At 70.0% G+C, this 24,060-nt stretch carries 19 protein-coding genes; 10 read left to right on the top strand and 9 right to left on the bottom strand.

What is annotated here, in order from left to right; genetic code table 11:
* The first annotated feature begins 106 nt into the window (after positions 1-106).
* From ASE76_RS18780 to ASE76_RS18745, 8 genes are all read left to right on the top strand, one after another.
* Positions 107-907 (top strand): inner membrane protein YpjD, encoded by an 801-nt coding sequence (locus ASE76_RS18780; protein ID WP_055843173.1) that lies wholly within the window; start codon positions 107-109, stop codon positions 905-907.
* Positions 904-1,143: a PP0621 family protein gene (locus ASE76_RS18775; RefSeq protein ID WP_055843172.1), complete on the top strand. Its 240-nt coding sequence runs from the start codon at positions 904-906 to the stop codon at positions 1,141-1,143. Before ASE76_RS18780 ends, ASE76_RS18775 begins: the two co-directional genes overlap by 4 nt.
* Complete coding sequence (locus ASE76_RS18770; RefSeq protein WP_055843169.1) at positions 1,140-2,834, top strand: PAS domain-containing sensor histidine kinase; 1,695 nt, start codon at positions 1,140-1,142, stop codon at positions 2,832-2,834. Before ASE76_RS18775 ends, ASE76_RS18770 begins: the two co-directional genes overlap by 4 nt.
* On the top strand, positions 2,831-4,366 hold the full coding sequence (locus ASE76_RS18765; RefSeq protein WP_055843167.1) for a sigma-54 dependent transcriptional regulator: 1,536 nt from the start codon (positions 2,831-2,833) through the stop codon (positions 4,364-4,366). Before ASE76_RS18770 ends, ASE76_RS18765 begins: the two co-directional genes overlap by 4 nt.
* Complete coding sequence (gene ampD, locus ASE76_RS18760; protein WP_055843165.1) at positions 4,353-4,952, top strand: 1,6-anhydro-N-acetylmuramyl-L-alanine amidase AmpD; 600 nt, start codon at positions 4,353-4,355, stop codon at positions 4,950-4,952. Before ASE76_RS18765 ends, ampD begins: the two co-directional genes overlap by 14 nt.
* Before the next feature lie 386 nt (positions 4,953-5,338).
* Positions 5,339-8,272: a ribonucleoside-diphosphate reductase subunit alpha gene (locus tag ASE76_RS18755; protein WP_055843163.1), complete on the top strand. Its 2,934-nt coding sequence runs from the start codon at positions 5,339-5,341 to the stop codon at positions 8,270-8,272.
* A 165-nt stretch (positions 8,273-8,437) separates the two neighbouring features.
* Positions 8,438-9,604 carry a ribonucleotide-diphosphate reductase subunit beta gene (locus tag ASE76_RS18750; RefSeq protein WP_055843161.1) on the top strand — a complete coding sequence of 389 codons (1,167 nt, stop codon included), beginning with the start codon at positions 8,438-8,440 and terminating at the stop codon, positions 9,602-9,604.
* A 179-nt stretch (positions 9,605-9,783) separates the two neighbouring features.
* A complete protein-coding gene (locus tag ASE76_RS18745; protein WP_055843325.1) occupies positions 9,784-10,500 on the top strand; it encodes a hypothetical protein in 717 nt (238 codons plus the stop codon).
* 85 nt (positions 10,501-10,585) lie between these two features.
* On the opposite strand, the gene ASE76_RS18740 is transcribed toward ASE76_RS18745, so the two are convergent.
* The 7 genes from ASE76_RS18740 to ASE76_RS18710 form a co-directional block, all read right to left on the bottom strand.
* The gene (locus ASE76_RS18740) at positions 10,586-11,470 is read right to left on the bottom strand and encodes a carbohydrate kinase family protein (RefSeq protein WP_055843159.1); all 885 of its coding nucleotides are present in this window, start codon (positions 11,468-11,470) and stop codon (positions 10,586-10,588) included.
* A gap of 47 nt (positions 11,471-11,517) precedes the next feature.
* On the bottom strand, positions 11,518-12,819 hold the full coding sequence (locus ASE76_RS18735) for a zinc-ribbon and DUF3426 domain-containing protein (RefSeq protein ID WP_055843157.1): 1,302 nt from the start codon (positions 12,817-12,819) through the stop codon (positions 11,518-11,520).
* 58 nt (positions 12,820-12,877) lie between these two features.
* The gene (gene prmA / locus ASE76_RS18730) at positions 12,878-13,768 is read right to left on the bottom strand and encodes a 50S ribosomal protein L11 methyltransferase (protein ID WP_055843155.1); all 891 of its coding nucleotides are present in this window, start codon (positions 13,766-13,768) and stop codon (positions 12,878-12,880) included.
* A gap of 45 nt (positions 13,769-13,813) precedes the next feature.
* On the bottom strand, positions 13,814-15,163 hold the full coding sequence (accC, locus tag ASE76_RS18725) for an acetyl-CoA carboxylase biotin carboxylase subunit (protein ID WP_055843153.1): 1,350 nt from the start codon (positions 15,161-15,163) through the stop codon (positions 13,814-13,816).
* 15 nt (positions 15,164-15,178) lie between these two features.
* The gene (gene accB, locus ASE76_RS18720) at positions 15,179-15,628 is read right to left on the bottom strand and encodes an acetyl-CoA carboxylase biotin carboxyl carrier protein (RefSeq protein WP_055843151.1); all 450 of its coding nucleotides are present in this window, start codon (positions 15,626-15,628) and stop codon (positions 15,179-15,181) included.
* A 154-nt stretch (positions 15,629-15,782) separates the two neighbouring features.
* Positions 15,783-16,376: a TlpA disulfide reductase family protein gene (locus tag ASE76_RS18715; protein WP_055843149.1), complete on the bottom strand. Its 594-nt coding sequence runs from the start codon at positions 16,374-16,376 to the stop codon at positions 15,783-15,785.
* A 70-nt stretch (positions 16,377-16,446) separates the two neighbouring features.
* Positions 16,447-17,037, bottom strand: a complete 591-nt coding sequence (locus tag ASE76_RS18710; RefSeq protein ID WP_156362919.1) for a hypothetical protein — start codon at positions 17,035-17,037, stop codon at positions 16,447-16,449.
* 173 nt (positions 17,038-17,210) lie between these two features.
* Here ASE76_RS18710 and mpl point away from each other — a divergent pair, with 173 nt between their 5' ends.
* Positions 17,211-18,734 (top strand): UDP-N-acetylmuramate:L-alanyl-gamma-D-glutamyl-meso-diaminopimelate ligase, encoded by a 1,524-nt coding sequence (gene mpl, locus ASE76_RS18705; RefSeq protein WP_055843146.1) that lies wholly within the window; start codon positions 17,211-17,213, stop codon positions 18,732-18,734.
* 142 nt (positions 18,735-18,876) lie between these two features.
* On the opposite strand, the gene ASE76_RS18700 is transcribed toward mpl, so the two are convergent.
* Positions 18,877-20,025 (bottom strand): 3-deoxy-7-phosphoheptulonate synthase, encoded by a 1,149-nt coding sequence (locus ASE76_RS18700; protein WP_055843144.1) that lies wholly within the window; start codon positions 20,023-20,025, stop codon positions 18,877-18,879.
* 351 nt (positions 20,026-20,376) lie between these two features.
* Between ASE76_RS18700 and ASE76_RS18695 the strand changes: the two genes are divergently transcribed.
* The gene (locus ASE76_RS18695; RefSeq protein WP_055843142.1) at positions 20,377-22,221 is read left to right on the top strand and encodes a phosphatase PAP2 family protein; all 1,845 of its coding nucleotides are present in this window, start codon (positions 20,377-20,379) and stop codon (positions 22,219-22,221) included.
* Positions 22,222-22,255: 34 nt separating this feature from the next.
* Here ASE76_RS18695 and ASE76_RS18690 read toward each other — a convergent pair whose 3' ends face one another.
* Complete coding sequence (locus ASE76_RS18690) at positions 22,256-24,052, bottom strand: hypothetical protein (protein ID WP_055843140.1); 1,797 nt, start codon at positions 24,050-24,052, stop codon at positions 22,256-22,258.
* Positions 24,053-24,060 lie beyond the last annotated feature (8 nt).

Genomic DNA, 24,060 nt, shown 5'->3' with positions numbered 1-24,060 from the left:
CCGGAGCGGCGCCGGACGGCAGGCGGCCGCGGGGTGCGAAGAAAGCGCCCCGCGGTGTGCGCCGGCGGCGCGGGCAGCGGGCGGGAACGCCACTAAACTCGTCGGCATGATTTTACCCAGCGCGTCCCCGGCCAGCCTCGTGCTGGGTCTTGCTGCCGCCCTCGCCTACGCGCTGCCCGCCCTGTTCGCGGCGCGCCTCGCCCCGGGCGTGAGCCGCGCCGCACTGGCCGCCGCCTGGGTGCTGCACGGCGCGGCGCTCGTCTGGTCGCTGGCCTTCACGCCGCCGCACTTCGGCTTCGCGCCGGCGCTCTCGATCACCGCCTGGTTCGTGCTGACCGTCTACGCGGTGGAGAGCCGGCTCTACCCGCGGCTGCGGGCGCGCTGGGCGCTGTGCGGCCTGGGCGCGGTGGCGGTGCTGCTGGCGCTGGCCTTCCCCGGCACCGCGCTGCATGCGCAGAACTCGCCCTGGCTGCCGCTGCACCTCGCGCTGGGCGTCGCTTCCTACGGGCTCTTCGCCGCGGCGCTGGTCCACGCCTGGCTGATGACCCGGGCCGAGAAGCAGATGCGCCTGGCGGCCGACCCGCAGAGCGGCATGCCCCTGCTGATGCTGGAGCGGCTGACGTTCCGCTTCGTCAACGCCGGCTTCGTGCTGCTGACCGCCACCCTCGCGGCCGGCCTGCTGTTCGGCGAGACCCTCTACGGACGCGCCTGGCGCTGGGACCACAAGGCGGTGTTCTCGGTGCTGTCGTGGCTCACCTTCCTGGTACTGCTGCTGGGCCGTGCGCGCTTCGGCTGGCGCGGGCGCACCGCGCTGCGCTGGCTCTACATCGGCTCGGCCCTGCTGCTGCTGGCCTACGTGGGATCGCGCTTCGTGCTCGAGGTGGTCCTGCACCGGGCGCCGGCATGAAGCTGCTCGTCGTCCTGGCCGCGGTCGCCCTGTTCGTCTGGCTGTGGCGCAGCGGCCGCCGCACGCCGCCGGCCGCCCCGCCGCCCGCGTCCCGCCCGGCCCTGCCCGAGGCCATGGTGCGGTGCGAGCACTGCGGCCTGCACCTGCCGCGCGGCGATGCGCTGGTGTCGCGCGACGGCAGCTTCTGCAGCCCAGCCCACCAGCGGCTGGGCCGCAACCCCGACGCTGCGCCATGACGATGCGGCTCGGCTTCACCGACCGGCGGCGCCCGGCGCCGCCCGCCGGGCTGCTGCGCATCTGGAACGGCTTCGCCACCGCGCGGGTGGTGGTGGCGGTCGCCCTGCTGCTGCTGCAGGCGGTGATCCAGGCGCTGGGGCAACAACACAGCGCGGTGTTCCTGGCCGTCTGCCTGGCCTACCTCGCCGGCACCCTGGTTGCGCGCATCTACCTGCAGCCGCGCCGCAACGATGCCACGCTGGGATCCCTGTGGCTGCCCACCATCGGCGCGGACCTGCTCGCCTATTCGGCGATGCAGGTGCTGCAGTCGGGCGGCATGAACTACATGCCGCTGCTCGGCCTGCCGGTGCTGATGGCCTCGGTGCTGGGCAACCGGCGCATGGCGCTGGGCACCGCCGCCGGGGTGACGCTGCTGCTGCTGGCCGATGCCACCCTGCTCTGGCCGGATGCCACCGGCTTCTCGACGCCGCGGCTGCTGCAGGCGGGCCTGACCGGGCTGGGCTACTTCGTGATCGCGGTGCTGGTGCAGCCGCTGGCCACCCGGCTGGCCCGCGAGGAAGCCATCGCCCGCAGCAGCCAGCGCGCGGCGACCTTGCAGGCGCAGGTGAACGAGCTGGTGATCGAGACGCTGACCGACGGCGTCCTGGTGGTCGACGCGGCCGGCATGGTGCGCGCGACCAACCCCGCGGCGCGGGTCCTGCTGGACGCCGGCGCCTACACCCCGCCGTTCTCGCTGTCGGAGCAGCCCGTGTGGGAGCCGCTGGCCGAGCTGGCCCGCCGCACCGTCGCCGACGGTGGCCGCCAGATGGTCGACCTGGCCCTGGTGCACCCCGGCCACGGCCCGCGGCGCCTGCATGTGCGCACCCGGCTCACGCCGCTGCGCGAGCGCCCGTCGGAGACGCTCTGCGTGATGTTCCTGCAGGACCTGCGCGAGACCGAGGCCCGGCTGCGCACCGAGAAGCTGGCCGCGATGGGCCGCATGTCGGCCGCGGTGGCCCACGAGATCCGCAACCCGCTGGCGGCCATCGTGCAGGCCAACGCGCTGCTCGACGAGGACCTGCACGACCCGGCCCAGCGGCAACTCTCGGCCCTGGTGCGGCAGAACGCGCAGCGCCTGGCCAAGATCGCCGAGGAGGTGCTGGACGTCTCGCGCGCCCAGCGCCAGCTCGATTTCGACGGCACGCCGACGATCCCGCTCGACGAGACCGTCGGCGCGGTCTGCTCCGACTGGCATGGCCATGCCGGCCAGGGCTGCGGCCTGCAGGTCGCGACCGAGGCCGGCGCCGGCGTGCGGGTGGACTTCGACCCCGACCACCTGCGCCGGGTGCTGGTCAACCTGCTGGACAACGCGCTGCGCTACATCGGCCCCGACCGCGACGCGCTGCAGGTGCGCACCTGGGCGGCAGCCGGCGGCCAGGCGCTGCTGGAGGTCTGGAGCGACGGCGCGCCGCTGGAGCAGATGGTCGAGCAGCGGCTGTTCGAGCCCTTCTTCTCGTCGGAGAGCCGCTCCAGCGGCCTGGGCCTCTACATCTGCCGGGAGCTGTGCGAGCGGCACGGCGCGGGCATCGGCTACCGCCGGGTGGAGCGGGCCACAGCGCTCGGGCCGGTGGATGGCAATGCCTTCACCGTGGCCTTTCGACCCCCGCACGACGTGGCCGCCGACTCGCCCTTTGACACAATAGTCGTGTGAGCACCTCTTCCCGCACCTCCGCTCCAGACGGCGCCATCCTCGTCATCGACGACGAGCCCGATCTGCGAACCCTCTACGAGCTGACGCTCCTGCGGGAGGGCTACCGGGTCGAGGCTGCCGGCAGCGTGCTCCAGGCACGCGAGCAGCTCCAGGCGCGCCGGTTCGACGCGATCATCTGCGACATGCGCCTGCCCGACGGCTCGGGCCTCGAGGTGCTGCACCTGCTGCGCTCGCTGCAGCGGCCCGAGCGCTGCATCGTCATCACCGCCTACGGCTCGGCCGAGAACGCGGTCGAGGCGCTGAAGGCCGGCGCCTTCGACTACCTCACCAAGCCGGTCGACCTGAAGCAGTTCCGCGCCGCGGTCGCCGCCGCGCTGCAGGCCACGCGCGGCAGCCGCAACGACCCGGCACTGCTGCCCGCCGCCGCCGGTGCCGCGCCGGCAGCCCGCGAAGGCGCGTCCGATGCGGCCGGCTCTGCCGCGGCGCTGGCCCGGCTGGTGGGCAGTTCGCCGGCCATGGCGGGCGTCAAGCAACGGGTGGTGAAGGTGGCCCGCAGCATGGCGCCGGTGCTGGTGCGCGGCGAATCGGGCACCGGCAAGGAGCTGATCTCGCAGGCGCTGCATGCCTGCAGCCACCGGGCCGACGGACCGTTCGTCGCGGTCAACTGCGGCGCGATTCCCGAGAACCTGCTCGAGGCCGAATTCTTCGGCGCCCGCAAGGGCTCCTACACCGGCTCGCTGCAGGACCGCGACGGCTACTTCCAGGCGGCCCACGGCGGCACCCTGTTCCTCGACGAGATCGGCGACCTGCCGCTCGCGATGCAATCGAAGCTGCTGCGCGCGATCCAGGAGCGCAGCGTGCGTCCCATCGGCGCGACGCAGGAGGAACCGGTCGACGTGCGCATCGTCAGCGCCACCCACCGCGACCTGTCGGCCGACGTGCGCGAGGGCCGCTTCCGCCAGGACCTGTTCTACCGCCTCAACGTGATCGAGATCGCCATCCCGCCGCTGCGCGAGCGGCGCGAGGACCTGCCCGCCCTCTGCGCCGCCCTGCTGGCCCGCATCGCCCACGAGTCCGGCCTGCCGGTGCCCGCGCTGTCGCCGGCCGCGCTGGCCCAGCTGGAGCGCCATCCGCTGGCCGGCAACGTGCGCGAGCTGGAGAACCTGCTGCACCGCGCGGTGGCGCTCAGCGACGGCGACACGCTGCAGATCGACGCGGAATACGGCGCACCCGGCATGCCGCAGCCCCATGCCGCGCCCGCGCCGCAGCCGCCGGTGGTCGTGTCCGACGACAACCCCGCCGAGCCGCCCCCGCTGCCGCACGACCTGCAGGGCTACCTGGACGCCCGCGAGCGCGAGATCCTGGTCCGCGCCCTGCACCAGACCGGCTTCAACCGCACCGCCACCGCCGCCAACCTGGGCATCAGCCTGCGCCAGATCCGCTACCGGATCGCCCGGCTCAACATCGCGACGCCGCAGGGTAGCCACGAGCCCGCCGACGAGGACGCCGGCCCGGACGATGCCGCCCGCTGAGGCGGGTACCGGCGCGGCCGGTTCCTGGGACGGCGGCTGGTACCGGCCCGCCCTCAGATTCCCATCACCCAACTTCGGCCCCCGACCCGCGGGCGCGGCGGTCGATCTGGTCGTGGTGCACTCGATCAGCCTGCCGCCGGGCGTCTACGGCGGCGACGAGGTCTTCGCCCTGTTCGGCAACACGCTCGACTGCGACGCCCATCCGTACTTCGACCGGCTGCGCGGCGTCGAGGTCTCCGCCCACTTCTATATCCGCCGCGACGGCGCGCTGTGGCAGTTCGTCGACTGCGATGCCCGGGCCTGGCACGCGGGCCGCTCGGCATGGCGGGGGCGCGACAACTGCAACGACGACTCGGTCGGCGTCGAGCTGGAGGGCCTCGAGGGCGACCGGTTCGAGCCGGCGCAGTACCTGACCCTGGCGGCCCTCTGCACCGGGCTGCTGGAGCGCTATCCGGTCCGCCATGTCGCAGGCCACTCCGACATCGCGCCGGGCCGCAAGAACGATCCCGGACCCGGGTTCGACTGGCCGCGTTTCGGTGCACTGCTGCCGGCCGGCGCCTTCGCCCTGCCCCCGCCCGGCGGCTGACCGAAAAAAGATCCGGGAACCGCAGGCCGGCTTCCGGCGCGGCTTCCAGGGCCAAATGCGGCTGCAGTCCGCACCAGTGCTGGACTTCTTCCGGCCCGCCCCGGTGCTTCGGGGCTTTGCCGCGAATCGCCCCTGGAAAAACCCGGCCGGACAGGCTGTTTCCACTTGTAAAGGCCTTGTGGCCGGTGCCCGATCGCCTAAACTCAGAACACCGATTTACGCTACAGGTAGTGCCCAGCACTGCAGCCCGACACTAGATGTGGGGTTTGGCGCCGCAATCGGCGTCCCGCGATCCAGCCGCTCTTTCCACCGTTTTCGATTCGCACGCCGAGCCACGCCTCGTGCGTGTCCGTCTTCTGCCCTGCACCGCATCAAGAGGAATTTCCATGCAGTCTGCCACCCTGAACGCTCCGCTCGCGCCCGCCGCCGTGCGCCACCCCCTGGCCGCCGATGCGCCGGTCGCGGCCACCGTCGCGCCCGCCGTGCTCGGCAATTACCAGATCATCCGCCGCAACGGCGCGGTGGTGCCGTTCACCCCGCAGAAGATCGCGGTGGCGCTGATGAAGGCGTTCCTGGCCGTCAAGGGCACCCAGGGCGCGGCCTCGGCCAGCGTGCGCGAGACGGTCGACGAACTGACCCAGGCGGTGGCCCGCGCGCTGGTGCGCTCGCGGCCGGGCGGCGGCACCTTCCACATCGAAGACGTGCAGGACCAGGTCGAGCTGGGCCTGATGCGCGGCGGCCACCACGAAGTGGCACGCGCCTACGTGCTCTACCGCGAACGCCATGCGCAGGAGCGCGCACGCCAGCAGGAAGAAGCCGCGCCCAGCGCCCCGTCCCTGCACGTCACCGACGGCGACCAGCGCTTCGTCCTCGACACGGCCCGGCTGCGCAGCCTGATCGGTGCCGCCTGCGAGAACCTGGGCGCCGACGTGAAGGCCGACCCGATCCTGGCCGAGACGATGCGCAACCTCTACGACGGCGTGCCGGTCGACGAGGTCTACAAGGCCTCGATCCTCGCTGCGCGGACCCTGATCGAGAAGGACCCCGACTACACCTACGCGACCGCCCGCCTGCTGCTGCACACGATCGCCAAGGAAGTCCTGGGCAAGGACGTCACCCAGTCGGAGATGGCCGCGGCCTATGTCGACTACTTCCCCGGCTTCGTGCAGAAGGGCGTCGACAACGAGCTGCTCGACCCGGCGCTGCTGACCTACGACCTGCCGCGCCTGGCCGCCGCGCTGAAGGCCGAGCGCGACCTGCGCTTCGACTACCTCGGCCTGCAGACCCTGTTCGACCGCTACTTCCTACACGTGCGCAAGACCCGCATCGAACTGCCGCAGGCCTTCTTCATGCGCGTCGCGATGGGCCTGGCGCTCAAGGAAAAAGACCGCGAAGCCCGCGCGATCGAGTTCTACGAAGTGCTCTCGTCGTTCGACTTCATGTCGTCCACCCCCACCCTGTTCAACAGCGGCACGCTGCGCTCGCAGCTGTCGTCCTGCTACCTGACGACGGTGCCCGACGACCTGGGCGGCATCTACGAATCGATCAAGGAGAACGCGCTGCTGTCGAAATTCGCCGGCGGCCTGGGCAACGACTGGACCCGGGTGCGCTCGCTCGGCTCCCACATCAAGGGCACCAACGGCGAATCGCAGGGCGTCGTGCCCTTCCTGAAGGTGGTCAACGACACCGCCGTGGCGGTGAACCAGGGCGGCAAGAGGAAGGGCGCGGTCTGCACCTACCTGGAGTCCTGGCACCTCGACATGGAGGAGTTCCTGGAGCTGCGCAAGAACACCGGCGACGACCGCCGGCGCACCCACGACATGAACACCGCCAACTGGATCCCCGACCTGTTCATGCGCCGGGTGATGGAGAAGGGCAGCTGGACGCTGTTCTCGCCGTCGAACGTGCCCGACCTGCACGACAAGTTCGGCGCCGACTTCGAGAAGGCCTACGTCGCCTACGAGGCCCAGGCCGCCGCCGGCCAGCTGAAGCCGTCGAAGACCCTGCCCGCGACCGACCTGTGGCGCAAGATGCTCTCGATGCTGTTCGAGACCGGCCATCCCTGGATCACCTTCAAGGACGCCTGCAACGTGCGCTCGCCGCAGCAGCACGTCGGCGTGGTGCATTCGTCCAACCTCTGCACCGAGATCACGCTCAACACCAGCGACGAAGAGACGGCCGTCTGCAACCTCGGCTCGATCAACCTGCTGCAGCATCTGAAGGACGGCGGCGTCGACCACGAGAAGCTCAAGAAGACGATCAAGACGGCGATGCGCATGCTCGACAACGTGATCGACATCAACTACTACGCGGTCGAGAAGGCGCGCGTCTCCAACATGCGCCACCGCCCGGTGGGCATGGGCCTGATGGCCTTCCAGGACAGCCTGTACGAGCTGCGCATCCCCTACGCCTCGCAGGCCGCGGTCGAGTTCGCCGACCAGTCGATGGAAGCCATCTGCTACTACGCCTACTGGGCCTCGTCGGAGCTGGCACGCGAACGCGGCCAGTACGAGAGCTACAAGGGCTCGCTGTGGGACCGCGGCATCCTTCCGTTCGACACCATCGACATGCTGGAGAAGGCCCGCGGCGGCTACGTGGAAGTGGACCGCTCCTCGACCCTCGACTGGGACGCGCTGCGCAAGAAGATCGCCACCGACGGCATGCGCAACTCCAACTGCGTGGCCATCGCGCCGACGGCCACCATCTCCAACATCGTGGGCGTCGACGCCTCGATCGAGCCGTGCTTCGGCAACCTCTCGGTCAAGTCGAACCTGTCGGGCGAATTCACCGTCATCAACGGCTACCTGGTGCGCGACCTGAAACGCCTGGGCCTGTGGGACGACGTGATGGTGATGGACCTGAAGCACTTCGACGGTTCGTTGCGCCCGATCGACCGGGTGCCGCAGGACATCAAGGCGCTCTACGGCACCGCGTTCGAGGTCGAGACCACCTGGCTGGTCGAGGCCGCGGCCCGGCGCCAGAAGTGGATCGACCAGGCGCAGTCGCTCAACATCTACATGGCCGGCGCATCGGGCAAGAAGCTCGACGACACCTACAAGCTGGCCTGGCTGCGCGGCCTGAAGACGACCTACTACCTGCGCACCCAGAGCGCCACGCACGCCGAGAAATCGACGGTGCAGTCGGACCGCCTGAACGCGGTGTCGTCGGGCGATCCGCACGTGGCGCAGGCCAACGCGGTGGCCGCCTCCCACGTGCTCGAAGCCGCCGCGGCACAGGCCCGCGCGCAGGCCGATGCGCTGCCCGCCACCGACGTGAAGTTCTGCGCGATCGACGACCCGACCTGCGAGGCGTGCCAGTAAAAAGCCGCGGCAAGACGGCCCTCAGAAAACGCGCGGGCATCGCGGCGGAAACCCTCTCCGCGCGATGCCCGGCAGCAACATCGAGGCATGTGGAAATGCATGGACCTGTGACAGGTCCTTTTCATTTCGCATGCCTGCTTTCATAATCCGACCACTGGAAAACCTATGCTGACCTGGGACGAAGAAGTCAAGCCCTCGACGCCGACACCGCAGCCCGACACCACGGCCGGTTCGCGCGACACGACGGCCTCTGCGGACACCGCTGCGACGCCGTCGGATGCCGCACCCGCAAGCGCCACCGCAGCGCCGGTGCACCGCCGCGTCAATGCGGCCGACAAGCGCATCATCAACGCCAAGACCGACGTCAACCAGCTCGTACCCTTCAAGTACAAATGGGCCTGGGAGAAGTACCTGGCCACCTGCGCCAACCACTGGATGCCGCAGGAAGTGAACATGACGCGCGACATCGCGCTGTGGAAAGACCCGAACGGCCTGACCGAAGACGAGCGCCGCATCGTCAAGCGCAACCTCGGCTTCTTCACCACCGCCGATTCGCTGGCCGCCAACAACATCGTGCTGGGCACCTACCGCCACATCACCGCGCCCGAATGCCGCCAGTTCCTGCTGCGCCAGGCGTTCGAGGAAGCGATCCACACGCACGCCTACCAGTACATCGTCGAGTCGCTCGGCCTCGACGAGAGCGAGATCTTCAACGCCTACCTCGAGATCCCGTCGATCCGCGACAAGGACGAGTTCCTGATCCCCTACATCGAGGCGATCATGGACCCGAACTTCCATACCGGGACCTTCGAGACCGACCAGACCTTGCTGAAGTCGCTGATCGTCTTCGCCTGCCTGATGGAAGGCCTGTTCTTCTACGTCGGCTTCACCCAGATCCTCGCGCTGGGCCGGCAGAACAAGATGACCGGCGCGGCCGAGCAGTACCAGTACATACTGCGCGACGAGTCGATGCACTGCAACTTCGGCATCGACCTGATCAACCAGCTGAAGCTCGAGAACCCGCAGCTGTGGACGTCCGAATTCAAGGGCGAGATCAAGGACCTGTTCCTGAAGGCGGTGGAGCTCGAATACAAGTACGCCGAGGACACCATGCCGCGCGGCGTGCTGGGCATGAACGCGTCGATGTTCAAGGGCTACCTGCGCTACATCGCCAACCGCCGCGCCACGCAGATCGGCCTGGAGCCGCTGTTCCCGAACGAAGAAAATCCGTTTCCCTGGATGAGCGAGATGATCGACCTGAAGAAGGAGCGCAACTTCTTCGAGACGCGCGTCATCGAGTACCAATCCGGCGGAGCGCTGTCCTGGGACTGAGCGCCCTCGCTCGTCACATGCATTCAGATACACGCCCGTCCTTGGACACACCGATAAGAGTGTGCAAGGCGGGCGTTCCCGCATTCATGGCACTGGAGCAGAAGCTCCATCGCCATGAATCGCTTCGTGCGGCGCGCTGCGCATGAAGTGCTCTTTGTAATATGACCAAGGAGAAAGTCATGGCAACTGCGAAAAAACCGGCTACCAAGAAAGCCGCCACCACGAAGAAGGCGACCACCGCACCCAAGGCTGCGGCAACGACCACGAAGAAGCCCGTAGCGGCGAAGAAGGCCGCGACGACCACCAAGGCCGCAACGGCCGCGAAGGGCACGGCGTCGAAGGCCTCGACCACCAAGAAGGTCGCCGCCAAGACCACCACCGCGACCAAGGCATCGCCTGCCAAGAAGGCCGCCGTGAGCAAGACGGCTGCGACCACCAAGAAGACCGCGACCACGAAGGCGAGCACTTCCAAGGCCGCATCCGGCAAGGCAGCACCGGCCAAGAAGGCATCCACCTCCAAGGCCACTCCGGCCAAGAAGGTCGTCGCCAAGAAGGCTGCGGCACCTGCGAAGAAGGCCGCCGCCAAGGCAGCACCGGCCAAGAAGGCCGCTGCGAAGAAGGCCGTGCCGGCCAAGAAGGCTGCTCCGGCCGCCAAGAAGGCAGCGCCTGCGCCAGCCCCGGCACCTGCGAAGAAGCCCGCTGCCAAGAAGGCCGCCGCACCGGCACCGAAGGCTGCCGCCAAGCCTGCAGCGACGAAGACCGCCACCAGCAGCAAGCCTGCCGCACCGAAGAAGGCCAAGGCCGCCACCGGCGCGACGGCCACCGCAGCACCTGCGGCCCAGACCACGCTGAACCCGCAAGCCGCATGGCCCTTTCCGACGGGAAGCAAGCCCTAAGCTTCGGCAGGCCCCGCGCAACCCGGCATCCGCAAGGTGCCGGGTTTTTTCGTTTCCGAACGCCGCACCGCCGCGGCGTGGTGCTTCAGTCGAGCGTGTAGTTCTGCGGGCCGCGCTGGGCGATCTTGCGCGAACCGATGCGGTTGCCCAACTCGGCGCAGCGCACCAGGTCCCAGCCCTGCTCCAGCCCGTGCAGCAGGGCGCCGCGCCAGGCATCGCCGCAGCCGGTCGGGTCGACCACCGCTTCGGCCGGCACGCCCGCGACGCGCACGGCCGCTCCGTCGACCCAGACATCGCAGCCTTCGCCGGCTAGCGTCACGACCAGGCCGCGCACCTTGCGCGAGATGTCGGCCAGGCTCCAGCCGGTACGCTCGGTGAGCATGCGGCCTTCGTAGTCGTTGACGGTGACCCAGTCGGCCTGCTCCACGAAGCGGCGCAGCGCCTCGCCGTCGAACATCGGCAGGCCCTGGCCCGGATCGAAGACGAAGGGAATGCCGGCCGCCACGAACTGTTCGGCATGCTGGAGCATCGCGTCGCGGCCATCCGGCGAAACGATGCCCAGGGCGACATCGGGGCGTGCCTCGATCCGGTTGCGGTGTGCTTGCATCATCGCGCCGGGGTGGAACGCGGTGATCTGGTTGTTGTCGGTGTCGGTGGTGATCATGCACTGGGCGGTGTGCAGGTCGTCCAGCGTCAGGACCAGCTCGGTGCTGATGCCCAGGTCGCGCAGCCGCTGCAGGTAGCCGGCGCCGTCGGTGCCGACCGCCGCCATCGGCAGCGGCGTACCGCCGAGCAGCTTGAGTGCGTAGGCGATGTTGCCGGCGCAGCCGCCGAAATCACGGCGCAGCGACGGCACCAGGAAAGACACGTTGAGGATGTGGATCTGGTCGGGCAGGATCTGCTCGGCGAACCGTCCCTCGAAATTCATGATGGTGTCGAACGCGAGAGAACCGCAGATGATGGCTGCCATGGGTGTGGAGGTGAAGGTTAGAGAAAAAAGATGGCGGCCGTGCGCCGTCAGGGATAGAACGCCAGCAGGCCGTAGCCCGCTATGCGCGAGGCCATGGCCGGGTCCTGCATCCGCATCGGCAGCGTGCCGCTCCAGGCGCCCTGCGGCTGCAGCAGCTGCGGCGCCCGCAGGTCGGTCGGCTCGAGCACCCGGCGCACCAGCGTCTGGCCGTCGGCATCGGTCAAGGTCAGTTCGAGCGCGGGCATGGCGAGCGGCGTGGTGGCGCTGTTGCGCAGGTCGATGCTCAGCTGGTAGAGGTTGCCACGGGTCTTGTTGAAGGCCGAGCCTTCGATGGCGATCGCCTCGATCTGCCGGCGCGGCCCCACCTGGCACGAAAGCGGCACGCAGAGCGCGGCCAGCACCGGCCGCAGCGCCGGCACCGTGGCGGCGAGCCGGTCGCGCTCCCGCAGGGCGGCCTGGCCGGCCAGCGCCAGGGCCAGCAGCACGCAGACCAGCGCAGACGCGGCGACGATCGCCGGCCGCCGCCAGAAGGCCTTGCGTTCGGCGATGCGCACGAAGTCGAGCTCCAGCAGCTTGGCATCCTCGTCGGGGTCGGCTTCCACCTCGGCCTCGGCGGTGCCGCCCATCGGCGACTCGTGCACCGCGAAGACCGAGTCGTAGAGCGGGCTCTGGACGACGTCGCTGTCGGCCGTCTGCAGCAGCAGGGCCGACGGCACGTCTTCGGTGAGGATCGGCACCGCCAGCGGGCCTTCGGTGGGCACCGGCCGGCCCGATGCCGACGGCGCGCGGGACGATGGGGCCGGCGGGTGCGCGGGATCGGTGTCGTCGAAAGGGTTGGCGGGCGTAGGCGCGAGGCCCGCATACGGCTCCTGCCGCGTTTCCTGCCAGGCGGTGCTGTGGCCGCTGCGGGGGTGGAACAGGTCTTCGTCCTCGTCCTGCCCGTCCGCCGGCGCCGGGGCGTCGCCCCGGTGCAGCAGCGCGCTGGCACCGGAGCGGCGCAGCCAGACCGACGGTGCGTCGGTCGGCGCTGCAGCGCCGGCGGGCACCGGCGGCGGCGGCGAGACGACCACCGGATCGTCCGACAGCGGCGGAAAGTCGAGCGCCGGCGTGGAGGGGGGCGATGCAGCCGCGGCGGCCGCCGCCGCGACCGGTGCGCTCGCCGGTCCGGGTGTCGGATCGCCCGCGCCCTCGGCGACCCGCGCCACCTCGTCGTGCGACTGCAGGTGCCGCGACGCATCGAAGATGTCGGAACAATGCCCGCACCGCACCCAGCCTTCCGAGATGCGAAGCTGGTCGGGCACGATCTTGAACATCGTGCTGCAGTTGGGGCAGCGGGTGATGAGGCTCATGGCAGCCCCGATTCTAGGCAGCGGCCGGGGCGTGTCCGGCCCCGGGTCCGCGCCGCATTCACGCCGATGCGCGTTGCGCGGTCATCAGGATCCAGCCGTCTTCGGTGTCGGCCACCGACAGCGCCAGGTACGGCGCATAGGCGGCTTTCAGCTCGTCGGCCTGGCGCTCCAGGATGCCGGCCAGCACCAGCGATCCGCCCGGTGCCACATGGGCGCAGAGCAGCGGCGCCAACACCTTGAGCGGCGTGGCCAGGATGTTGGCCAGCACCGTGCCGTAGACGCCCTGCGCCTGGGTCGGCAGGCCGGCCTGCAGCGCGGCGGCGTTGGCGGTCGCGTTCTGCAGGGTCGACTGCACCGCCGCCTCGTCGATGTCGACCGCGTCGATCTCCGAGGCGCCGTAGCGCGACGCCCCGATCGCCAGGATGCCGGAGCCGCAACCGTAGTCGAGCACCCGGCCCAGCGGCGCGGCCTGGCGGGCGATCCAGCGCAGGCACATGCGGGTGGTCGGATGGGTGCCGGTGCCGAAGGCCAGGCCCGGGTCGAGCCGGATCACGTGGCGCGCGGCGGCCGGCGGCTCGTGCCAGGTGGGCACGATCCAGAAATCGGGCGTGATCTCGACCGGCGCGAACTGCGACTGGGTGAGGCGCACCCAGTCCTGCTCGGCCACTTCGGAGATCTCCAGCACCTGGCAGTCGGCGAAGAAATCCTGGGCCGACAGCAGCGTGGCCGCTTCCCGGGCGTCGGATTCCTGGGCGAACAGCGCGATCACACGTGAGCGCTGCCAGCCGTCTTTCGGCGGCGGCATGCCGGGCTCGCCGAACAGGGCCTGCTCGGCGTCGGTCTGCGCATCGGCATCCTCGACGCTGACGGACAGCGCGTCGAGCGCCTCCAGGGCGTCGCTGACCGGCTCTACACGGTCCTCGGGAACGAGCAGCCGAATCTCAAACATGCAATGCTTTCATCGGAGCCACCGCGCTTCGGGGCGTAGACGTGCTCATCGCTTGTGCTGTGCCAGCCACTCTTCCAGGTAGTGGATGTTGGTGCCACCCTCCTGGAAGCGCGCGTCGAGCAGCAGTTCGCGGTGCAGCGGGATGTTGGTGCTGATGCCTTCGATCACCGTCTCCAGCAGCGCGGTACGCATGCGGGCCAGGGCCTGCTCGCGGGTGTCGCCGTGGGTGATGATCTTGCCGATCATCGAGTCGTAGTTCGGCGGCACGAAGTAGTTGCTGTAGGCGTGCGAATCGACCCGCACGCCCGGGCCGCCCGGCGCGTGCCAGGTGGTGATGCGACCGGGCGACGGGGTGAACTTGTATGGATCCTCGGCATTGACCCGGCATTCGATCGCGTGGCCGCGCAGCTCGATCTGGCGCTGGGTGAACGGCAGCTTCTCGCCGGCGGCCACCATGATCTGCGTCTTCACGATGTCGATGCCGGTGATCAGTTCGGTCACCGGATGCTCCACCTGCACGCGGGTGTTCATCTCGATGAAATAGAACTCGCCGTTCTCGTAGAGGAACTCGAAGGTGCCGGCGCCGCGGTAGCCGATCTTCTTGCAGGCGGCCACGCAGCGCTCGCCGATGCGCTCGATCAGCTTGCGCGGGATGCCCGGCGCCGGCGCTTCCTCGATCACCTTCTGGTGGCGGCGCTGCATGGAGCAATCGCGCTCGCCAAGGTACACCGCGTTGCGGTGCTTGTCGGCCAGGATCTGGATCTCGATGTGGCGCGGGTTCTGGAGGAACTTCTCCATGTACACCGCCGGGTTGTTGAACGCGGCGCCGGCCTCGGCCTTGGTCATCTGCACCGCGTTGATCAGCGCGGCCTCGGTGTGCACCACCCGCATGCCGCGGCCACCGCCGCCACCGGCGGCCTTGATGATGACCGGGTAGCCGATCGACTTGGCGATCCGCTTGATCACCACCGGATCGTCGGGCAGTTCGCCCTCGGAGCCGGGCACGCAGGGCACGCCGGCCTTGAGCATCGACTGCTTGGCCGACACCTTGTCGCCCATGATGCGGATCGACTCGGGCGTGGGGCCGATGAACTGGAAGCCGCTCTTCTCCACCCGCTCGGCGAAGTTGGCGTTCTCGCTCAGGAAGCCGTAGCCGGGGTGGATCGCCTCGGCATCGGTCACCTCGGCCGCCGAGATGATCGCCGGCATGTTGAGGTAGGAGTTGGACGAAGCGGCGGGGCCGATGCAGACCGCCTCTTCGGCCAGCTTGACGTACTTGGCGTCCTTGTCGGCTTCCGAATAGACCATCACCGCGGTGACGCCCATTTCCCGACAGGCACGCTGGACCCGCAAGGCGATCTCGCCGCGGTTGGCAACCAGGATCTTTTTAAACATCTACGCGCATCCGGCTCAGGCGATCACGAACAAAGGCTGGCCGTACTCGACGGCCTGGCCGTTCTCGCCCAGGATCTGGGTCACGGTGCCCGACTTGTCGGCTTCGATCTCGTTCAGGATCTTCATCGCCTCGATGATGCAGATCGTCTCGCCTTCCTTGATCTGGCTGCCCACCTCGACGAACGACTTCGCGCCCGGGCTGGCGGCGTGGTAGAGCGTGCCCACCATCGGCGACTTCACGACGTGGCCGGCCGGCAATTCCGGCTCGACAGCCACCGGGGCCGGTGCCACCGGTGCGGCGCCGACCGCGGGTGCCGCCACCGGCGCAGGCATGGCAAACTGCTGGACGACCGCGCCGCCGCCCTTGACGATGCGGACCTTGCCTTCCGCTTCGGTGATTTCGAGTTCGGAAACGTTCGATTCGGAGACCAGGTCGATCAGGGTCTTCAGTTTGCGCAAATCCATGAATGCTCCAGCCGGCAGATGTAAGCTGCCTGTAAAAAATAGAGCGCGAATTTACTCCAATTTGGAGGTACCGCGCGCTTTGCCCCTCAATTTCTCGTAAAGCTGTAGAGATTTGCGGCTGCAGGAGCCGCTTTCGGAGGGGTGCCGACCGGCCCTATGCTGCGGACCAGCGCTGCAGGTCGGACTCGCTGAGCTGGCCCATTTTACGGTGGAGCACACGTCCCCCCTTGTCGAGGGCCACGGTGAAGGGCAGGCCGGCCGCGTCGTTGCCGAGCGTTTTGGCCAGGTCGGTGCCCTGCATGCCGGCCATCGCCACCGGGAACTGCACCGGCGTCTTCTGCAGGAAACGCCGCACGGCCGAGGGCTGGTCGATCGCCACGCCGAGCACCTGCCAGCCGTTGCCGGCCGCTTGCTGGCGATGGAAGCGGTCGAGCATCGGCAGTTCTTCGACGCACGGCGGGCACCAGGTGGCCCAGAAGTTGACCAGCAGCGGCCGGTTGCGCAGCGCCGCCATGTCGAGAGGCGCGCCGGCCGGCGTTTCGAACGACTGCTGCCACAGCACCGCCGCATCGTCGGCGCCGCCCGCGGCCTCGCCCGGCATCCAGTGCCGCCACGACACCGCAGCCCCCGCCAGGGCCGCCACGCCGCCCGCAGCCACCACGAGCAGGCCGCGGCGCCTGCCTGCCGGAGCCGCGCGTGCGGCGGCAGGAGATTCGGCGGGCGTCGGGCGGTCGGCGGGGTCGGTCATGCGGGAAACGATAAAAGAAGAGGAAAGGATGTCGACGACCGGCGGAGTTCCGCGGTGGATCGTCCGAGGATCATCCGGCCTGGGCCAGCAGCGCCCGCACCGCGGCGACGTCACCGCGCGGCGAGCGGCCCTTGGCATCGGGCCGCAGCGCGCCGCGCATGTCGTCCAGGTCGTAGACCAGCAGGTGCACGCCCACCACCGTCTGCAGTTCGGTGCAGCGGGCGGCCAGCGTCAGCGCCTCCACCGGCTCGCCGTGCAGGCCGGTGACGGTCTGGGGCTCGTAGTCGACACGGTGGTCGATCAGCGCGATCTCGGCCGACTTGCAGTCGTCGCAGAACAGCTGGATATAGACGTCGGAATGCCGGGTGGCCGTGCCGTGCCAGACGGCGCCGGCCAGATACGGCCGGAACTGCGCCATCCGGTCCATCCAGACGACGGCCACCGCGCGCAAGGCCCGCAATTCGGCCGGCTGGGTATCGGCGCAGAACAGGTCGATGTACTCGCGCACCGCGTCCTCGACCTGGTCGTTGTCGGGCAGGGCGGAGCGGCCGGGCAGGCCCAGTTGCTTGACTGCACGGCGCTTGGCGGCGCCGTACTCCAGCCCCTCCTCCACCACCAGCCGGGCTGCGGTGGCGGCAATCTCGGCTTTCAGCGTGTCCATGACGATCCTCGGTGGGCGGGCCTGCATTCTCGCGCGAAGCGGCCGCCGCACCGCATCCCCGCCGCCACGCCCGGCCACGGCACAAGGACAAACGCTACCTTATTCATAGCATGCAGTCGAAGCGGGACGCCGGCTGGCGGCCCGTCGGACCCTCGCCTTTAGAATCGCGCGCCATGGATATTCACATTCTCGGCATCTGCGGCACCTTCATGGGCGGCCTGGCCGCCCTGGCCCGCGAGGCCGGCCACCGGGTGACCGGCTGCGACGCCGGCGTCTACCCGCCGATGAGCGACCAGCTGCGCGCCCTCGGCATCGACCTGATCGAAGGCTTCGGCGCCGACCAGCTGGCGCTGGCGCCCGACGTGTTCGTGGTCGGCAACGTCGTCAGCCGTGCACGGCTGGCCGACGGCACGCCGAAATTCCCGCTGATGGAGGCGATCCTCGACACCGGCGCCCGCTACACCAGCGGCCCCCAGTGGCTCGCGGAGAACGTGCTCCAGGGCCGCCACGTCCTGGCCGTGGCCGGCACCCACGGCAAGACCACCACCACCTCGATGCTCGCCTGGATCCTGGAGCACGCAGGCCTCGCCCCCGGCTTCCTGATCGGCGGCGTCCCCCAGAACTTCGGCGTATCCGCAAGACTGGGCAACCCGCCCAGCCTGCCCAACCCGACAGAAAAATCCAGCGGTATATCCGCGTCCGAGCCACGCCAGGGTCCCCCTGGCGACGGCGGGGCCTCCCCCTCGGGGGGTGGCGAATTACAGGCGCGGCAGCGCCTGAAAAGCCGGGGGGCCTTTGTTTTAGAGGCAGACGAGTACGACACCGCCTTCTTCGACAAGCGCAGCAAGTTCATCCACTACCGGCCCCGCACCGCGGTGCTGAACAACCTCGAGTTCGACCACGCCGACATCTTCGAGGACCTGACGGCGATCCAGCGCCAGTTCCACCACCTGGTGCGCACCGTGCCGGCCAGCGGTCGGCTGGTCGTCAACGGGCAGGAGCCGGCCCTGGCCGCCGTGCTGGACCAGGGCTGCTGGAGCGAGGTACGCCGCTTCGGAGCACCGGGCGACGACTTCACCGCCGCCGGAGAGCCGCATGCGTTCGACGTGCTGCAGGGCGGCCGGCGGGTGGCCCACGTCGCCTGGGATCTGACCGGCGTGCACAACCAGCAGAACGCCCTGGCGGCGATCGCGGCGGCCGAGCATGTCGGCATCGCGCCGGCGGAATCCGCCGCCGCGCTGGCCGGGTTCCGCAATGTCAAGCGCCGGATGGAGGTGCGCGGCACGGCCGGCGGCGTGACGGTGTACGACGACTTCGCCCACCACCCCACTGCCATCCGCACCACGCTCGACGGCCTGCGCCGCCGCCAGGGTCCGGGCGGGGCGTCGCGCATCCTGGCGGTGTTCGAGCCGCGCAGCAACACGATGAAGCTCGGCCACATGGCGGCACAGCTGCCCTGGAGCCTGGAAGACGCCGACCTGTCGTTCTGCCACACCGCCGGTCTGGACTGGGACGCGGCCGCCGCCCTGGTGCCGCTGGGCGACCGGGCGCACACCGCCGGCAGCATCGACGCCCTGGTGGCCCAGGTGGTGGCCGCCGCCAGGCCGGGCGACCAGATCGTCTGCATGAGCAACGGCGGCTTCGGCGGCATCCATGCGCGGCTGCTGGCGGCCCTGGAGGCGAAGGCGCCGGCCTGAGGGAGGCCGCGCGGCCCGCGGCGACCCGCTGCGACAGGCACCGCGGCCGGCGCGGCCCGACCGCATCCCAGTGCTATTCAATTCATAGCTAGAGGCCGGCGTCCGACGCCGGCTGCGGCCCTTTTCTTCTTGAAATCGACGCTCAGGCCGCCAGGGCGACCGGGCCGCGGCGGGCCTGCACCGCGACCGACAGCACCTGCAGCGTCTGCAGCGATGCCTCCCAGCCCAGGCAGGCGTCGGTGATGCTCTTGCCGTATTCCAGGAAGCCCGCGTCGTCCTTGCCGGGCGTGAACTTCTGGGCGCCGGCCTGCAGGTGGCTCTCGACCATCACGCCGAACACGCCGCGCGAGCCGCCGGCGATCTGCGCGGCGATGTCCTCGGCCACCACCTGCTGGCGCTCGTGCTGCTTGCTGCTGTTGGCATGGCTGCAATCGACCATCAGCGACGGCACCAGGCCGGCCTTCTCCAGGTCGGCGCAGGCGGCCTGCACGCTGGCGACGTCGTAGTTGGGCGCCTTTCCGCCGCGCAGGATCACGTGGCAGTCGGGGTTGCCGTCGGTCTGCACCACCGCGACCTGCCCGTTCTTGTGCACCGACAGGAAATGGTGGCCGCGGGCCGCCGCCTGGATCGCGTCGGTGGCGATGCGGATGTTGCCGTCGGTGCCGTTCTTGAAACCGATCGGCGCCGAGATGCCCGAGGCCAGTTCGCGGTGCACCTGGCTCTCGGTGGTGCGCGCGCCGATCGCGCCCCAGCTGATCAGGTCGCCGATGTACTGGGGCGAGATCACGTCGAGGAATTCGCTGCCGGCCGGCAGGCCCAGGCGGTTGATGTCGATCAGCAGCTGGCGGGCGATGCGCAGGCCTTCGTCGATGCGGTAGCTCTCGTCGAGGTACGGGTCGTTGATCAGGCCCTTCCAGCCGACGGTGGTGCGGGGCTTCTCGAAGTAGACGCGCATCACGATCTCGAGCGTGCCGGCGTACTTCTCGCGCTCGGCCTTCAGGCGGCGGGCGTATTCCATCGCGGCGGCCGGATCGTGGATCGAGCAGGGGCCGATCACCACCAGCAGCCGGTCGTCGGTGCCGGCCATGATGTCGTGGATGTTCTGGCGGGTGTCGGCGATCAGCGATTCGACCGGGGTGCCGCGGATCGGGAAGAAGCGGATCAGATGTTCTGGGGGCGGGAGCACGGTGATGTCCTTGATGCGTTCGTCGTCGGTGGTGCTGGTTTTGTCGACGTGCGCATACCAAGGCTCGCTGGAAAGCGCGGCGGCTTGGGTCGGGACTGCATTCATGGTGGTGTGCTCCTGGGAATCGTGGGAAAGATCGGCTTTGGACAACTCGGTACCCGAAAACGAAAAAACCGCCGGGCTTTTCAGCTTCGGCGGTTTCTGGAGGGGTTCTGTGTGCTTTACGCGCGCGCCTCTGATCCGCCGGGTGAACGGAACCAAAAATAAAACGAGGCGTGGCGGCGGGCTTGCATGGCGGCCAATGTAGCACAGCACCCGCCCCGCGCAAGTGGCGCCGGGCCCACGCGCATTTCACGCCGTTGTCACACGGCCACCGTAGATTGCGCCGGCCGCGCCGCCCGGGCGTGTCGCCACCTCCCGGCAGAGCCCCTGCCCTCCCCCTTCATCGCTCCTCCCATGCCTGCCTTCCATTTCGCCCGCCATCCTCTCGCCCTGGCCCTGTCGGCCGCCTTCGCCCTGACCGCCTGCGGCGGGGGCGGCGACGGTCCCGCGGCACCTGCCGCCCCGGTCGGACTGGGCACGGTCGACACCGCGCCGGTCCCGTCGGCGACCGCGTTCGTCGACACCTACCAGACCAACGTCGCCGCCAACACCACCGTCGCGACCAACGCCAGCCTGCGCCTTCTGTCGGATTTCTCGACTTTGTGGACAGCCGGCAGCAGCTTCAACAACGGCACGCCCACCGCCATCGGCGCGCCGATCCTGGCGGCCAACATCCAGCAGAACCGCACCATCGCCGCCAGCCGCACCCAGGCCGAGCAGGACGCGGCCTACCTCGACGACCGCCGCAGCCAGAACTACAGCGTGCTGAGCGGCCTGGGCCCGCTGCAGCCCGCCTTCGTCGCCGGCTCGGGCGCCACCACCACCATCGCGGGCGTGGCGGCGGACGCCACCACCGTCAAGTACGACGACGCGGGCAACGGCGCCGGCACCACCACCTCGCAGCTCGGCAGCGTGGTGAGCCTGATCGCCACCCTGCGCGGCAACTTCTCCTCGACCAACCCGGCCAAGGGCTTCTACCAGTACCAGCGGCCGTTCCGCTGGCTCAACGACACCGGCATCGTGATCCCCACGCTGCGCCCCGCCATCAGCACCACGCCGGCCACCGACGGCGGCTTCCCGAGCGGCCACACGAACGCCGCCTACCTGGCCTCCTACGCCATGGCCTATGCGGTGCCGCAGCGCTACCAGGAACTGCTGACCCGCGCGTCGCAGCTCGGCCAGAACCGCATCGTCGCCGGCATGCATTCGCAGACCGACGTGATCGGCGGCCGCATCATGGGCACCGCCCTGGCCGCGGCGATCCTGAACGACAGCGCCAATGCGGCGATCAAGAACGCCGCCTACGCCCAGGCGCAGAGCTACCTGCAGGCCCGCACCGGCACCGACGCCAACAGCCTCTACACCTTCGCCCATAGCGCGACCACCGCCACCGATGCGCAGGCCGACGCCGCCGCTAACCGCGCGGCCTTCCTGCAGCGGATGAGCTACGGCTTCCCGGCGATCGCGGCCACCACCACGGTCGCCACCGTGCCGAAGGGTGCCGAAGTGCTGCTGGAAACCCGGCTGCCCTACCTGGACGCGGCGCAGCGCCGCATCGCCCTCAAGACCACCGCGGTGGCCTCGGGCTACCCGCTACTGGGCGACGCCGAAGGCTGGGGACGGCTGAACCTGGCCGCGGCGGCCGACGGCTACGGCGCCCTCAACGGCGACGCCACGGTGGCGATGGACGCGTCCAAGGGCGGTTTCAACGCAGCCGACACCTGGCGCAACGACATCGCCGGCGCCGGCAAGCTGACCAAGCAGGGCACGGGCACGCTGACCCTGGCCGGCACCAACGGCTACACCGGCGGCACCGAACTGCAGGGCGGCACGCTGGTCGCAGGCGCGGCCAGCGCGCTGGGCAAGGGCGACGTGTACCTGTCGGGCGGCAGCCTGAAGACCTCGCCGAACGCGGTGCTGGCACTGGGCGGCCGCTTCACCCAGCGCGCCGGCAGCACGCTCAACCTGGTGCTGGGCAGCAACGGCGGCGGCACGATCACCGGCGCCAGCACGGCCACGCTCGACGGCACGCTGCAGATCGGATTCGCCAGCGGCTTCCAGCCCACCGCCGGCCAGAGCATCACCGTGCTGGGCGCCGGCCTGCGCAACGGCACGTTCTCGTCGGTCCAGGTCGGCGGCACCGTGCCGGCCAGCGTGACCTACACCGACACCGGCGTGCTGCTGCGCTTCGGCAGCTGATCCCCACCGCCGCAGGGCGCTGCGGCTCGGGCCCTCAAGGCGTCTGCGCCTCGGCCGGCGGCAACGGAACGGCGCAGTCGCGTTCGTAGTGGAAGGCCGCGGGTACCAGCCCCGCGGCCACGACCCGGCGCCACGAGGGAAAGCGCAGCTGCGCCTCGCCGTCGCCGGCCGGCAGCAGCGCCTGCAGCCGCGGGTCGCTGCAGGTGCGGCGCAGCGGCACCTGCACCCAGCCGGACGCGTCGACCATGCGCACCCGCATCTCCATGCCGGGCGCCAGGAACACCGGCAGCGTCGTCCAGTCGGCCTCGGCGCAACGGATGTGCCAGCTGCGGGTGCGCTGCTCGGCAGCCGGCAGCGCGGTGGGCATCGCGTCGCAGGCCGCGGGGTCGTACCGGCCCATGATCACCTTCATCTCGCCCCACGGGGCCGTCAGGTCGTCCGAACGCGTGGCGCCGTGCATCCGCGGCAGGAATTCGCCGAAGGCCGCGTAGTCGTCCGAGCCGCGCTCGGCCTCCAGGATCTCGGCCGAGAGCCAGTCGTAGGCCAGCCAGTCGCTGCCGAGCTTGGGTGCCGCCGTCGCCACCACCATCGCCAGCGCGGCGCCGCCCGCGGCCGCCGACCAGCCCCGGCCGGCCACGCCGCCCCGCCCGGCCATCCAGAGCAGCGCCATGCAGGCGCAGACGACCGCCACCACCGTCAGGTAGGCCAGCAACCGCCAGCTGAACTGCAGGAACTGCGCGCCGGGCAACTCCTCGTACACCCGGTGCGCCCAGGCGGTCTGCAGCCAGAACATCGCGGCCAGCGTGCCGACCAGGAACAGCGCCGCCATCGGCGAACCGGTGCCTTCGGCGCGGCCGGGTGCGCGCCGCCACGCCGACACCACGACCAGCACGCCGTAGGCCACCGCCAGCAGCAGCGGCACCGTGTCGAGCTGGATCGTCGCGCCCATCCAGGTCGCGCCCCAGGTCCAGCCCGGGTCCCACAGCAGCAGGTCGGCCGGCAGGTGGTTGTTGCGCGGCACGAAGCCCGGCACCAGCAGCCGGTCGACCCGGGCGAAGGCGCCCATCGCCATCATCGGCAGCACCCAGGGCAGCAGCAGCACGGTGCAGATGCCGATGCTCTGCAGCCCCGGCCACACCCAGTGGCGCGCCGCCATGCGCCAGCGCGCCAGCGCCAGGCCGGCGGCCAGCACCAGCGGCAGGAGCGCGAAATAGGCCAGCCCCGCATGGCTGAGCGCCAGCAGCGCCAGCAACGGGCCGATCCAGCGCGACCACCGGCCGGTCTCGATCAGCCGCAGGCACCAGGCCACCAGCCAGGGCAGCAGCATCATCGCGGCCAGTTCGGCGAAGGCGCCGCGCACCAGCCAGTCGGTCGTCGCGTAGTTGGAGGCCAGCAGGGCCGCGCCACCGGCCCAGCCGACCCAAGAGTGCCGGCCGCCGGCCCACTGCCGCACGCACAGACAGATGCCGGCGAAACCCAGCACCAGGAAGCCCAGCACCGGCACCACCAGCGCCGCCTTGACGCTGCCGGTCAGCCCCAGCACCGCGGCCGAGGCCACCATCGAGGTCTTGTGGTAGAGCGCCGGAAGGGGCGATCCGTAGCCGCCCTGCAGGTGAGTCGACCACACCGGGATCGCATGGCCCAGGCGCCACTGGTCGAGCACCGCCGCCATGCGGGCGACCTGCGCGGTGCCGTCGTGGTTGGCCGGCCAGCCACTGTGCACCAGCACCGGCAGCATCAGCAGCAGCGACCACGCCAGGCCCAGCGCCAGGGTGAGCGCCCAGTAGCGCAGCGGCGTCGGCCGCGGGAAATGGGATGGAACGGACGGCATCGGGCAAA

The sequence above is a fragment of the Xylophilus sp. Leaf220 genome, assembly GCF_001421705.1.
In the GTDB taxonomy this organism is placed as follows: domain Bacteria; phylum Pseudomonadota; class Gammaproteobacteria; order Burkholderiales; family Burkholderiaceae_C; genus Xylophilus.
This window is presented reverse-complemented; position numbering and strand designations above follow the sequence as displayed.

Bases quoted from the DNA above. Each gene is read 5' to 3' on its own strand.
- ASE76_RS18745 (WP_055843325.1), top strand. From the start codon at position 9,784: ATGGCAACTGCGAAAAAACCGGCTACCAAGAAAGCCGCCACCACGAAG.
- accB (WP_055843151.1), bottom strand. From the start codon at position 15,628: ATGGATTTGCGCAAACTGAAGACCCTGATCGACCTGGTCTCCGAATCG.
- ASE76_RS18750 (WP_055843161.1), top strand. From the start codon at position 8,438: ATGCTGACCTGGGACGAAGAAGTCAAGCCCTCGACGCCGACACCGCAG.
- ASE76_RS18700 (WP_055843144.1), bottom strand. From the start codon at position 20,025: ATGAATGCAGTCCCGACCCAAGCCGCCGCGCTTTCCAGCGAGCCTTGG.
- ASE76_RS18735 (WP_055843157.1), bottom strand. From the start codon at position 12,819: ATGAGCCTCATCACCCGCTGCCCCAACTGCAGCACGATGTTCAAGATC.
- mpl (WP_055843146.1), top strand. From the start codon at position 17,211: ATGGATATTCACATTCTCGGCATCTGCGGCACCTTCATGGGCGGCCTG.
- ASE76_RS18715 (WP_055843149.1), bottom strand. From the start codon at position 16,376: ATGACCGACCCCGCCGACCGCCCGACGCCCGCCGAATCTCCTGCCGCC.
- ampD (WP_055843165.1), top strand. From the start codon at position 4,353: ATGCCGCCCGCTGAGGCGGGTACCGGCGCGGCCGGTTCCTGGGACGGC.
- ASE76_RS18740 (WP_055843159.1), bottom strand. From the start codon at position 11,470: ATGGCAGCCATCATCTGCGGTTCTCTCGCGTTCGACACCATCATGAAT.
- prmA (WP_055843155.1), bottom strand. From the start codon at position 13,768: ATGTTTGAGATTCGGCTGCTCGTTCCCGAGGACCGTGTAGAGCCGGTC.
- ASE76_RS18690 (WP_055843140.1), bottom strand. From the start codon at position 24,052: ATGCCGTCCGTTCCATCCCATTTCCCGCGGCCGACGCCGCTGCGCTAC.
- accC (WP_055843153.1), bottom strand. From the start codon at position 15,163: ATGTTTAAAAAGATCCTGGTTGCCAACCGCGGCGAGATCGCCTTGCGG.
- ASE76_RS18755 (WP_055843163.1), top strand. From the start codon at position 5,339: ATGCAGTCTGCCACCCTGAACGCTCCGCTCGCGCCCGCCGCCGTGCGC.
- ASE76_RS18775 (WP_055843172.1), top strand. From the start codon at position 904: ATGAAGCTGCTCGTCGTCCTGGCCGCGGTCGCCCTGTTCGTCTGGCTG.
- ASE76_RS18710 (WP_156362919.1), bottom strand. From the start codon at position 17,037: ATGGACACGCTGAAAGCCGAGATTGCCGCCACCGCAGCCCGGCTGGTG.
- ASE76_RS18770 (WP_055843169.1), top strand. From the start codon at position 1,140: ATGACGATGCGGCTCGGCTTCACCGACCGGCGGCGCCCGGCGCCGCCC.
- ASE76_RS18695 (WP_055843142.1), top strand. From the start codon at position 20,377: ATGCCTGCCTTCCATTTCGCCCGCCATCCTCTCGCCCTGGCCCTGTCG.
- ASE76_RS18780 (WP_055843173.1), top strand. From the start codon at position 107: ATGATTTTACCCAGCGCGTCCCCGGCCAGCCTCGTGCTGGGTCTTGCT.